Here is a 12,300-nt window from a genome sequence, read left to right on the forward strand (position 1 = left end):
AAACTATTTTATCGATGTGATTTTTTCCGTGTTTAGCAAAAATGCGTTTGCGACCATAGGGAGCAAAGGCATTTTTGCCGACCGATTTTTGATTGAGTTTACGTTATACTTTAAGAGGTTTAGTATGGTAATTTTTTAAATTAAGAAAGAAACCTCTGTTCTCAATTTTGCCATAACGAAACATTGACCAAAGTAAAAAACACCCTATTTGAGTGAGTGTAGAATTGATAAATAAATCTTGTTTTTCTAATGCTTCGGCTAAACTACAACTTGGAGTATTATCTAAGATTTCAGATTGTTTTAGTAATTCACCTTATTCATCTGTAATCATTGGCAGACTTGCCACCGTTTGATATTTTTCTGAAATTGGTTGTTTAATTTCTCCAATAGTAGATAATATAACCTGCCCAGTATGTTGACTATTTTCAAAATCTAACCAATATTTTGGAGTGTTTCGACATAATTTATTATCATTTACATCTTTCAGCATTTCTGCTATATCAAATCGAGTTTGTACAGTATCAACACAACTAATATAAATGGTTGCTTTCGTATTTTTGGGTAAATGCCCTAATTCATTACGTTGAAACTTTTGGATTTTAGCTTTGCAATTTGTTCCCATTGTACTTTCGAATTTATATTCGACTGTATCATCTTTAATTTCTGGGGCAGATACTTTTGCCGTTGTGAGTATAGGGTATAAATTAGCATAATAATTTAGTGCGGTTTACTCGCTGTTTCTTGTTCTATAGTTCCAAAAAGATTTGGATTAGAAAATTGGGCTGATAATTGCGATTTTCGTTTCCGTATTTCATCTACTTTTTGAGGAAATTCTGTTGATTCTGGAACTTTTTTCCACGCTTCTCTAAATTTTCCCTCTTTCTCTAATTTATTAACTTTTAACATAGTATCTTCATACTTTTTGTCTTTGGACTGCTTATCATTTTTAGTTTTTTCGGTCTTTTCTTTCTCCTTTGTTGATTGTTTTTTAACTTTTTCCATTTGTTTAAGAAACAGTTCCATATCTACCATTACACTCGAAACAATTTGAATAGGAGAAGATATTTGTTGAATTAATTCTTTGTCAAATTCTTGTGCAGTCGCATTAAATAATAAAGGAGGAATACTATTTTTAGCATTATCATTACAATTATCATTATTAAGTAGTACCGATACAATCAAATTATTTCCTACTCCTTTAGTGATGGTTAATTGAAGATTTCCGATGAAATCCAATTGTGCTATTTGATTAAAAAAATTGCTATTCATAATTTTAAGATTTTGTAAAGCAACCGCCTTGATAGGCGGTCACTTATAGATTTAATTAAAGTTTAAAATTTCAGCACCATTATGCGCAAAATCAGTACATAACTCGAATGCCTTTTGTGATTTTAGTTGAGCTGTCCCACCTAATACAATGCTTTGAAGTTTGGCTTCATTATTTTTATAATTGCGTACATTTTGAAAATAGCCTGTCACAGCGTTATATGCTCCGTATAAAGTTCCTTTTGTCGTGTCCATTTGTTGTGTATCACTTAACATCGCATATTGGAAAGCATCATCAATTGTATTTTTAAATACTGTAGACATTTCATCTTCTGCATCATTTTTAATTAAATCCAATGTTTCTTTGTTTGGACAAAGTGCTAATTGAATAAGTTTTTTAACCTCTTTGTCTGATACTCTAACCTTTGACCAATTGTTAAAAATATTTTCTAACTGTGTACTTAAAGTATTGGCTAATCCCATTATTTTATGAGCATTCTCAATACGTTGTTTTGCTCCCGAAGTATGTTTAATTCTTACAACGTTTGTCATATTTTTAAGTGAAGCATTTAAAGTATTTTGGCAAACGATACGAATAGGAGTAAATGCGGCTGTAATACTTCCGCTACCATCGTGAGAAGTGGTAAGGAAAATATATTTTTCTGTGACATCGTCACCATTTCCAACACGTATATAATCGGGTAATTTTGCCGTAATGAAAATACGTTCTCCATTTCCTAATGCTCCCGCAGTTTCATATAAAATTCCCTGGTCACCGCCTACAATTGCATCAAAGAAGTTAAAGGCTTCACGGTTTTGTACGATATGATAATCTTTTCCAACCACACCCAAAACAGTATTGTTATCGGTGCGAATGTTTGCAAAATACTTCGGAACTTCTAACATCTTATTAACTTCTGTAAATTCAGAATCTGTAATAATTTCAGAACCGTTTGTAAATAATGGCGATTTAATAACTTCATAATCTAAACCTGCATATTTTATCGCTTGTTCACTTGTAGGGTATTCGTTAACAATTTGCCCTAATCCGTGCCAAGCCTTCTCTTTTACACTAAAAAATGAATAACGTCCTGTTTGTTCATTAAAATTGATATTATGTGCCATAATTTTAAATTTTTATGATGAATACTAAATTGATTTTGAATAATTAAAATGGAAGGTCGTCCTCTGAATTTTGTTCACTAGCTTGTGACGTTTCCGTTTTTCTACTACCTCCATGTAACTTGATTTGTGAAGTATGAAAATTTAAACCCGCTCTAGGTTCTCCCTCTGAATTTGTCCACGCTCTTGGGCTTAACCGTCCAATAAGTTCAACTAAAGTTCCTTTGGTTAATAAACTTGCGACTTTAGTAGAAATCCAATAAGAACAATCAAAATAAATGGTTTGTTCTATTCTTTCGCCTTGTTTGTTTTTGTAACTATTATTTATAGCCACTGAGAAGTTTACGACTTGTTTGTCTTGTGATGTTGTTCGTACTTCTGCGTCTCTGGTCAGTCTTCCAATAATGTTCATAATGTTCTAATTTTTAAATTCTACATTTTGTTACTTTCTTCTCTTTAACTTTCTGTGCAAACTTGTAAGGATTTTTTAACCTCGCTTCGCGCATATTTTTCCAAAAGAAAAACCTGAAAAAAGAAAGCAGACTATCAAAGCGGTCAATAGAGAAAGACAAAAGGAAACGGAATAATTGGAGGGTACCTTTAGGGAGGAAGCCGTTTATGCTGTAGTCTTTTGGCAGGGGTGAAGTGTGGGATGGCCGCCATACATTGGCTGCCTTTTTACAGGTTGATGATGGAAAATATTATTACTATCTATTTATTTAAACCTAGATTCAACTAATAAATGCAACAAGGACATATAAAGTTTTTATATATCTAAAGAAAGGTCTTTAAGTAGACCTTTCAAACTAGGAATAAATAAACTTAATTAGCACCCTCTAATGTTGCAAAATATGAGTCATTTAACCTTTGAACAAAAATACACAATAGAAATATTACTTTGTAAAAATTATTCAACACGTAAAATATCTAGTATATTACACAAAGATAGAAGCGTTATTTACAGAGAAGTTAGAAGAAATAGAGATCGTGATAAAGTTTATAAAGCAGACTTAGCTCATCGTAAATATCTTCTTAGGCATAAACAAAAGCCCAAGTTAAAACGATTTACCTATGAGATAAAAGCTACAGTAAATAGATTATAGGCAAAGTACTACAGTCCTGAGCAAATAGTAGGTTATTGTAAAAAGAATAAAATAGCTTGTGTATCTATAGAACGTATCTATCAGTATATTTGGAAGGATAAAAGAATAGAGGAACATTGTACAAGTGTCTAAGAACACAGGGTAAGCGTTATAAGAAGCGAGGAAATACAACCCATTCAAGAGGAGTTTTAACAGATAGAGAACCAATAGAAAATAGACCTAAAATAGTTGAAGAAAAAACTCGATTTGGAGATTTTGAATTAGATACAATAATAGGCAAGAATCATCAGGGAGCAATCGTAACAATCAATGATAGAGCTACTGGATTATTTAGAATAAAGAAAGTTCATAGTAAAGATAGTGAACTTGTAGAACAAGCAATTCTCATGATTCAATTGTTTTAACTTCTAATTTAATTTCTAATCCTAATACATCACACATTTTTTGTAGTGTTTCTAGCGTTGGATTACCTTTGACACTTTCAAATTGTTTTAACGTACGTAAACCAACACCAGAAATCTCGGCTAATGTTTCTTGTGATATAGCTAAAACTTTACGTCTTTCTTTGATTTGCTTAATTATTGATAGTGTCATATAATGCACTTTTAAAGTAAATTTAGAAATAAATTTGATATTAAACAAGAAAAGTGCAATAAAAAGCACTTTTATAGATGTATTACTCTGGTTTTAGTATAAAGTGTAAAAATAGTGCTGTATAACGCACTATTTTGATTAATGATTAAAATCTAAATTGTTAAACTTTTTTATAAAATTGACTACATTAAAATTACATCTTTTCAATTATAAATCATTCAATTTAAATAGTTTGTTGAATTCGTGTCGGTGAGTAACTTAAAAAACACATAAATAATAGCGATAAACATTCAGTTTATCGCTTTTTTTATAAGAATTACTTCGAGAACCTCAGTTACCATTTTCGTTCCCTGAGGGACTCGAAGGGAAGAGAAATGAAATCATATAAAAATAATAACTTCGAGAACCTCAGTTACCATTTTTATAAAAGGATTCCCACTACTATTCCTAACGCAATTCTTATTTATAACGACTCATTCTGTCGTTACAATAAACTATATTTGTTATATCAAAAAAATAAAATTAAAAATGTGATATATATTACGGTTTTCCATAAGGTTTTATCCGTTAATATGTCTTTATTCGCATTTTAACATTTTGTATATTTACACAAACACAAATTATGGACAAACGTAAATTCTCAGAACAAGATATAAGTACAAAATTCATTACTCCAGCTATTGAATCTGCTGGTTGGGATAGAATGAAACAATATGTTGAACAAAAGACGTTTACAGATGGTCGAATTCATATACGTGGTAATTTAACAACTAGAGGAAAAAAGAAAAGAGCAGATTATATACTGTATTATAAACCAAACATACCAATTGGTATTATTGAAGTGAAAGAGAATAACCATTCTGTTGGTGCAGGAATGCAACAAGGCTTGGAATATGCTGAAATATTAAATTTACCATTTATCTTTTCGACGAATGGTGATCGTTTTTTATTTCATGATAAGACCAATACTTCTAAAATAGAAACCGAATTAGAATTAGACGAATTCCCTTCGCCTGAAACTTTATGGAATAAATACCTAAAATATAAAGGAATTGAAACAGAATCCGCAAAAGAAATTGTAGAACAAGATTATTTTTTTGATGGTTCAGGTAAAAGTCCTAGATATTACCAACAAAATGCAATCAATTGTACATTAGAAGCTATTGCTAGAGGGCAAAATCGTATTCTGTTGGTAATGGCAACTGGTACAGGAAAAACGTACACAGCTTTTCAAATAGCTCATAGGTTATGGAAATCTAAAGCAAAAAAACGAATCTTATTTTTAGCAGATAGAAATTCCTTAATCGATCAAACAAAACGTGGCGATTTTAAACATTTCAAAGATAAAATGACTATCGTTCAGAAAAGACAAGTCGATAAATCTTATGAAGTATATTTAGCCATTTATCAAGGTTTAACGGGAAATGAAGAAGATAAAAATATCTTCAAACAATTTAGTCCTGATTTTTTTGATTTAATCATTATTGATGAGTGTCATCGTGGAAGTGCAAAAGAAGAATCTGCATGGAGAGAAGTATTAACATATTTTGGTTCTGCAACTCAAATTGGTTTAACTGCTACACCAAAAGAAACAGAAGAAGTCAGCAATGAAGAATATTTCGGAGAGCCTATATATACTTATTCATTAAAACAAGGAATTTCGGATGGTTTTTTAGCGCCTTATCAAGTCATTAGAATAAGTTTAGATATTGATTTAGAAGGTTGGAGACCTAACGATGGAAAAACGGATAAGGAAGGTAATATCATAGAAGATAGAATCTACAACCGTAAAGATTTTGATCGTACAATGGTTGTAGATGAACGTACTGAAATTGTCGCTCAAAAAGTAACCGAATTCTTAAAAAATACAAATCGTTATAACAAAACCATCATTTTTTGCCGAGATATAGATCATGCTGAACGAATGAGAACTGCAATTGCAAATCTAAATACTGATTTAGTTGCTAAAAATCACAAATACGTAATGCGAATTACGGGTGATAATGATGAAGGAAAACGTGAATTAGATAATTTTATTGATCCTGAACAAACTTATCCTGTAATTGCTACAACCTCTGAGTTAATGACTACTGGTGTAGATGCGCAAACTTGTAAGGTAATTGTGTTAGATACGGAAATAGGTTCTATGACTAAATTTAAACAAATTGTTGGTCGTGGAACTCGGGTTAATGAAGAGTTTGGAAAATTATATTTTACCATTTTAGATTTCAGAAATGCCACAGATCTTTTTGCTGATCCAAATTTTGATGGAGATCCAACAAGAGTAAAAGTTATTGGAGATAATGAACCTATCGATGATGATTTTGAAAATGAAGATAATAATGATGAGTCAACGGATATAATTAATGATCCTAAACCACCTTACAATACTAATGATTCTCCTTTTACAGAAAAAAAGGAAAAACATAAAAAAATCTATGTCAATGGTGTAGATGTAAGTGTATTAAATCAACGTGAATTATACTTTGATAATAATGGAAAACCTATTACAATTGGATTAAAAGATTACACAAAGCAAGTAATTAATGAACAGTTTGAATCGATGGACAAATTTTTAAAAACATGGAGTGAAGCTGATCGAAAGGATGCAATTATAAAAGAATTAGAAGAACAAGGTGTTCCTGTAAATGAATTATTAGAAGCAGTAAACAAAGAATGTGATTTATTTGATATTATTTGTCACGTAGCATTTGAACAACCGCCCTTAACACGTAAGGAACGAGCAAATAATGTAAAAAAACGTAATTATTTTACAAAATATGGAGACAAAGCTACCAAAGTTATTGATGCCTTAATTGATAAATATGCAGATGAAGGAATTGAAAATTTAGAATCGATGGATGTTTTGAAAATCAATCCTATCTCAAGCTTTGGTTCTCCAATGGAAATTGTAAAATCTTTTGGCGGGCGTAATCAATATCTACAAGCCATTAAAGAATTAGAAAACGAAATTTACAGTATTGCGTAATGGATGAAAAAAGATTAAACGAATTGTACTCCAATTTATTAATAGATTCAGATTTTGAGAAGCTTGAGTTAATGAGAAATCAACCGAATATATTTGAAATTTTAGGAGTAAGTCATTTCGAAATACGCCATTCGCATTTTTTAGCTTGGTTGTTTGACCCTAAAGGAAGCCACGGTATCGGCGATTATTTTTTGAAAAGATTTTTGTTAGATATTTTACAGGATAATCGATCATATCTAAATGTTATTGATATTCATTCATTATTAAATGAAAATATTATTATACACCGTGAAAAATATAACATTGATATTTTAATAGAATTTGAAAATACTTTATTGGTAATTGAAAATAAGATAAATGCATCTGAAAGCAATAACCAATTACAGAAATATAAGGATTCTGTTTTAAAAAATTTCGCAAATAAAAAACCAATATTTGTTTATTTAACAAAATATGGAACTGAAGCTTCTCTTAATCAATTTTATATTGAAGCGTCTTATCAAAAACATATATTAGAGTATTTAAATGATTTGATACTGCTTAGAAGTGGAACAATCCAAGATCACGTTTTAATCTACATCAAAGATTATATAGACAACTTAAACAATAATGTTATGCAACAAAGTGAAGCCAACTCATTAGCTGAAAAAATATACCGTCAACATCAAGAGTTATTTGATTTTATTATTGCAAATAGACCTGATTCTATTGCAATCATCAAAGAAAAAATGAACGAATTATTAGTTGCAGATGGATTTATTTTAGGTTCTGATCACAAACATTTTTCAAGATTTTTACCAGTAGAAATTAATAATATAGTTCCCAAAAGCAAACAGAAAAGTGATTGGAAAGAAGGAGAAGCATTTTTATGGGAATTTAGATACCCGACTAATAATGAAGGAGTTGAATTTAAAATAGCTATTTCTCCATATTTTAAAATTCTTAGGAATAAGTTAATTGAATTATTCGAAAATGCTAATCTGAAAAAAGATTATAATAATGACTGGGCTGTTTATGAAATTAAACTCTATGATATTGAATACGCTAGAATTTATGAAGAAGACTACATTGAAAGTATTTATAAACAAATTATGGAGGAACAAAGATCCAAAATTGATAAGTTATCTCAAATTATTTTAGCTAACCAAAACATTTTTAACTAGAAATCATGCCATTAAATATCCTACAAGCGACAAAAAATTATATTCAGCATATTAATCAATTGAATAAAAAACTACTTGATTATTCAGAGGATATAAAATTTAACTCAATAGATTTAACAGAATCAATTAAAACTGGGAAATTAAATCCAGAAATAGGTATGCTTGAAAATTGTATCTATTTTATTCAACTCAATAATATAAAGAATAGTGATGTAGAAACAATTTGCGAACATATTACCAATTTAAAAACCGAAGACAAAACCACTAAATACCCTCGTGTTAATGGTAATATAGGTAATGGATTAAACAATATTTTGTATATCGGAAAATCAAAAGGAAAATTACAAAGCAGATTTAATTCTCATTTAAAACCAACTCCTAAAGGAACATATGGTTTGCATTTGGAAAATTGGCATGAGCAATTTAAACATATTGAATTTAAATTGTATTACGCTTCAGTAGATTTATGTGAGGAAGATAAAGACACTGATATTTTAGAAATACTTGAATCAGGCTTACATTTGCAAGTCAAACCACTTTTAGGAAGAAGTGGACATTAATTATATATATTAAAAAGAACAACAATACAACAATGAGTATATCAGGAATTTTAGATAGCATCAGAAAAACAATGAGGCAAGACAATGGACTAAACGGTGATGCACAACGTTTAGAACAATTAGGTTGGATGCTTTTCTTAAAAATTTTTTCCGATAAAGATCAAGAATTAGAGTTATTAAACGATAATTATATATCGCCTATACCAACAGAATACCGTTGGGAAAACTGGGCAAGTGATGATGAAGGTATCACGGGTGATGAATTATTAGAGTTCATCGACCAAAAGTTGTTTCCAGCTTTGCGCAACTTAGATATTAGTACGGGCAATAAACGTGCAGTGATTGTACGTGAAGTGTTTGAGGGCAACAACAACTACATGAAAAAAGGTGTGCACATTCGTCAGGTGTTGAATAAGTTGAACGAAATCGACTTCAACAGCACCAAAGACAAACACGCTTTTGGAGATATTTATGAAACATTATTAAAAAATCTGCAAAGTGCTGGTTCATCAGGTGAGTATTACACGCCTCGTGCCATTACGCAGTTTATTACAAAAACGCTAAATCCACAATTGGGCGAGCGTATTCTAGATCCAGCTTGTGGTACGGGAGGCTATCTTACAGCGGCTATCGAGCACATTTATCAACAAGTCGATTCTGTAGAAGATCGTCAGACCTTACAAGACAACATCATTGGTTGGGAACACAAACCTTTGCCATATTTGTTAGCAACGACCAATTTGATTTTACACGATATCGAAGTACCAAATATTACGTATCGTGATTCGTTAGATCAACCGTTGACTGAATACAAACAAAAAGACCGTGTAGATGTCATTTTGGCGAATCCTCCCTTTGGTGGTGTAGTATCTAACAACAACGAAAATAACTTTCCGCAAAACTACCGTACCAAAGAATCGGCAGATTTGTTTTTGATTTTGATGATTCACTTGCTAAAAGTAGGTGGACGCGCAGGGATTGTATTGCCTGATGGTTCGCTAACGGGTGATGGCGTAAAACAACGCATCCGCGAAAAGCTATTGAAAGATTGCCGTTTGCATACCATAGTGCGTTTGCCGAACTCGGTGTTTCAGCCGTATGCCACGGTAGCGACGAACTTATTGTTTTTTGAGAAAGTACACCACAACAACGAAACAGCAGATTACGCGACTCAAGAAGTATGGTATTACGAACACCGTTTGCCTGAAGGACAAAAAGCTTACAACAAAACCAAACCGATAAAAGAAAGCGAGTTTGAGCCGATTACCTCGTGGTTGAACAACCGCCAAGAATCTGAGGTTTGTTGGAAAGTAACGATAGACGAATTAAAAGCCCGAAACTTTGATTTGGACATTAAAAACCCGCACAAAGCAGAAGAAGTACAAGAATTTTCTTCTGCCGAGTTGATGGAGCAATTAGCCACGTCTTTGCAACAAACACAAACCTTAATGGGACAACTTAAACAAGCGATTGGTTAATGGAATTTAAAAGTTATAAGCTATCTCAACTTGTTAAAAGGAAAAAAGTATCAGCTAAAATAGAACCTGAAAAACTTTATAAAAGAGTCACTGTAAAACTTTACCATAAAGGAGTAATACAACGTGATGAAGAATTAGGTGTAAATATAAAATCAAGTATGTTTTATGTTTCAAGCGGTGATTTTATCTTATCGGGTATTGATGCAAGAAACGGTGCTTTTGGAATCGTTCCAGAAGAATTAGAAGGTGCTATTATTACAAATGACTTTTGGTGTTTAGAGCCTAATGCCGAATTATTAAATAAAGAATTCTTTTTGTTCTTGACATCAACATCATTCTTTGATTATATATGTAAAATATGTAGTGATGGTACAACTCAAAGAATAAGATTACAAAAAGATAAATTTTTTGATTTCGAAATATCTATTCCAAGTGTAAAAAATCAATTGATTTTAGTTGAAAAATTAAAGTTAGTTAATTCCGTAGGAAGTAACATTTCTTCAGAAATCAATCATCAACTGGATTTAATAAAAGACTTGCGTCAAGCATTTTTGCGTGAAGCGATGCAAGGTGTATTGGTCAGCAATGAAACCCAAAATGGAGCAACAGGTGCCGACCTTTTGGTGGAAATACAAGCCGAAAAAGCCCAATTGGTAAAAGAGAAAAAAATAAAGAAAGGTAAACTTCAAGAAGCAGAAATGCTTGAAGGGTTAATGTTTAATGTTCCTGAAAATTGGATTTGGTCAAAATTAGATGATTTGACAGTCTACATTACTGATGGTACTCATCAAACACCTAATTATACTGAAAAAGGTCGTATATTTTTATCCGCTCAAAATGTAAAACCATTTAAGTTTAAACCTGAATTACATAGATTTGTAAGTGAGGAAGATTATCAAAATTATATATTGAATCGAACTCCCGAAAAAGGAGATTTATTAGTAGCTCGAGTTGGTGCTGGTATTGGAGAAACAGCTGTTATTGACAGAGATATTGAATTTGCTTTTTATGTAAGTTTAGGATTAGTTAAACCATTCAAAAGCCATTTATCTTCAGAATATTTAGCATATGTATTTAATTCCCCTTATGGTGTAAAATATGCAAAAGGAAATATTTCTAGTAAAGGAGGTTCTGCTGGTAATTTTAATTTAGGTAGAATTAGATCATTCTTAATTCCACTTCCACCATTAGAAATTCAAGAACGCATAGTAGCCAAATTGGATGAGCTGATGGCGGTTTGCGACGCTTTAGAAACCCAAGTAAAACAAAGCCAACTTACCAACGAGCAACTGCTACAACAGGTGTTGAGAGAAGCGTTGGGGGCTTAGTGTAAAATTAATTTATGAAGAAATTATTATATAATTTAGAAGAGTTTAAATTAGACATTGATTTAACTCTTGATAAAAAGGGGGCAAAAAGAATTGGTTATAAAAGATTATTGAAGATATTTGGTTATAGCAATAACGTAAAAGAAGCTCGAGAAAAAATAAAGATTTTTTTTGATACTAATAATTTATATTTCTCACCTATTCCTACTGAAAATCTTTCAAAAGAAGAAAAAATATGTATTACAAATCATATTATAAACAAAACTAAAGATGATTTCGAGTCAGAAAGAGAATTAGAAAATTTTATAATAAAACACAAACTATTAAAAAAAATAGGTATTAAAGAATTTGATAATCAAAAATTATTAAGAGGTACAGAAGATAAAGTTGATTACATCGGTAAAGATAAAGAAAATAACACAATAATTGTTGAACTTAAGAAAAGTAAAAATTCCATAGGAATTATCGAACAATTATTGAGATATAAAGGTATTTTACTAGAAAATAATATTGAAAAAAATTCTTCTAAAATAAAAATGTATTTAATTACTGGTGAAGAAAATTTAAAGATAAAATATGCTTTTAAAGGATTGTTAGGAAGCCAAAGAAAACATTTTAAGTGGTTTGTTTATAAATATGATAAATCTATTAAAGATATTAATGAGCAATTAAAATTTCATCAAATAGAAATATAATT

The 12,300-nt window shown here is 30.9% G+C and carries 12 protein-coding genes and 2 pseudogenes; 8 read left to right on the top strand and 6 right to left on the bottom strand.

Annotated features, from left to right (window positions below; translation table 11 throughout):
* Positions 1-103 precede the first annotated feature (103 nt).
* The 5 genes and pseudogenes from RT575_RS01080 to RT575_RS01100 all read right to left on the bottom strand — a co-directional run.
* Positions 104-619, bottom strand: a pseudogene (locus RT575_RS01080) (hypothetical protein); the annotation flags it as partial.
* Positions 614-721 (bottom strand): annotated as a pseudogene (locus RT575_RS01085) (PRTRC system protein C); the annotation flags it as partial. The pseudogenes RT575_RS01080 and RT575_RS01085, both read right to left, overlap by 6 nt.
* Complete coding sequence (locus tag RT575_RS01090; protein WP_313578138.1) at positions 718-1,269, bottom strand: prtrc system protein e; 552 nt, start codon at positions 1,267-1,269, stop codon at positions 718-720. The gene RT575_RS01090 and the pseudogene RT575_RS01085, both read right to left, overlap by 4 nt.
* A 51-nt stretch (positions 1,270-1,320) precedes the next feature.
* The gene (locus tag RT575_RS01095; RefSeq protein WP_313578140.1) at positions 1,321-2,391 is read right to left on the bottom strand and encodes a DUF932 domain-containing protein; all 1,071 of its coding nucleotides are present in this window, start codon (positions 2,389-2,391) and stop codon (positions 1,321-1,323) included.
* Between the two features lie 43 nt (positions 2,392-2,434).
* Positions 2,435-2,800: a single-stranded DNA-binding protein gene (locus RT575_RS01100; protein ID WP_313578142.1), complete on the bottom strand. Its 366-nt coding sequence runs from the start codon at positions 2,798-2,800 to the stop codon at positions 2,435-2,437.
* Between the two features lie 439 nt (positions 2,801-3,239).
* Between RT575_RS01100 and RT575_RS01105 the strand changes: the two genes are divergently transcribed.
* Both RT575_RS01105 and RT575_RS01110 read left to right on the top strand, forming a co-directional pair.
* Positions 3,240-3,491 (top strand): helix-turn-helix domain-containing protein, encoded by a 252-nt coding sequence (locus tag RT575_RS01105; protein ID WP_313578143.1) that lies wholly within the window; start codon positions 3,240-3,242, stop codon positions 3,489-3,491.
* A 116-nt stretch (positions 3,492-3,607) separates the two neighbouring features.
* A complete protein-coding gene (locus tag RT575_RS01110; protein WP_313578145.1) occupies positions 3,608-3,895 on the top strand; it encodes an IS30 family transposase in 288 nt (95 codons plus the stop codon).
* On the opposite strand, the gene RT575_RS01115 is transcribed toward RT575_RS01110, so the two are convergent.
* Positions 3,876-4,085, bottom strand: coding sequence for a helix-turn-helix transcriptional regulator (locus tag RT575_RS01115; protein ID WP_313578147.1), 210 nt, complete (start codon positions 4,083-4,085; stop codon positions 3,876-3,878). The two genes, RT575_RS01110 and RT575_RS01115, sit on opposite strands and share 20 nt — an antisense overlap.
* A 622-nt stretch (positions 4,086-4,707) precedes the next feature.
* Between RT575_RS01115 and hsdR the strand changes: the two genes are divergently transcribed.
* From hsdR to RT575_RS01145, 6 genes are all read left to right on the top strand, one after another.
* Positions 4,708-7,074 carry an EcoAI/FtnUII family type I restriction enzme subunit R gene (hsdR, locus tag RT575_RS01120; RefSeq protein ID WP_313578149.1) on the top strand — a complete coding sequence of 789 codons (2,367 nt, stop codon included), beginning with the start codon at positions 4,708-4,710 and terminating at the stop codon, positions 7,072-7,074.
* A 71-nt stretch (positions 7,075-7,145) separates the two neighbouring features.
* Positions 7,146-8,237 carry a PD-(D/E)XK nuclease family protein gene (locus tag RT575_RS01125; protein ID WP_313578150.1) on the top strand — a complete coding sequence of 364 codons (1,092 nt, stop codon included), beginning with the start codon at positions 7,146-7,148 and terminating at the stop codon, positions 8,235-8,237.
* A 5-nt stretch (positions 8,238-8,242) separates the two neighbouring features.
* Positions 8,243-8,797 carry a hypothetical protein gene (locus RT575_RS01130; protein ID WP_313578152.1) on the top strand — a complete coding sequence of 185 codons (555 nt, stop codon included), beginning with the start codon at positions 8,243-8,245 and terminating at the stop codon, positions 8,795-8,797.
* Positions 8,798-8,829: 32 nt separating this feature from the next.
* Entirely contained in the window at positions 8,830-10,275 is a 1,446-nt protein-coding gene (locus RT575_RS01135; protein ID WP_313578154.1) for a class I SAM-dependent DNA methyltransferase, read from the top strand.
* The gene (locus RT575_RS01140) at positions 10,275-11,603 is read left to right on the top strand and encodes a restriction endonuclease subunit S (RefSeq protein ID WP_313578156.1); all 1,329 of its coding nucleotides are present in this window, start codon (positions 10,275-10,277) and stop codon (positions 11,601-11,603) included. Before RT575_RS01135 ends, RT575_RS01140 begins: the two co-directional genes overlap by 1 nt.
* Positions 11,604-11,617: 14 nt before the next feature.
* Positions 11,618-12,298 (top strand): endonuclease NucS domain-containing protein, encoded by a 681-nt coding sequence (locus RT575_RS01145; protein WP_313578158.1) that lies wholly within the window; start codon positions 11,618-11,620, stop codon positions 12,296-12,298.
* Positions 12,299-12,300 lie beyond the last annotated feature (2 nt).

This window comes from Chishuiella sp. (genome assembly GCF_032109125.1).
GTDB lineage: Bacteria > Bacteroidota > Bacteroidia > Flavobacteriales > Weeksellaceae > Empedobacter.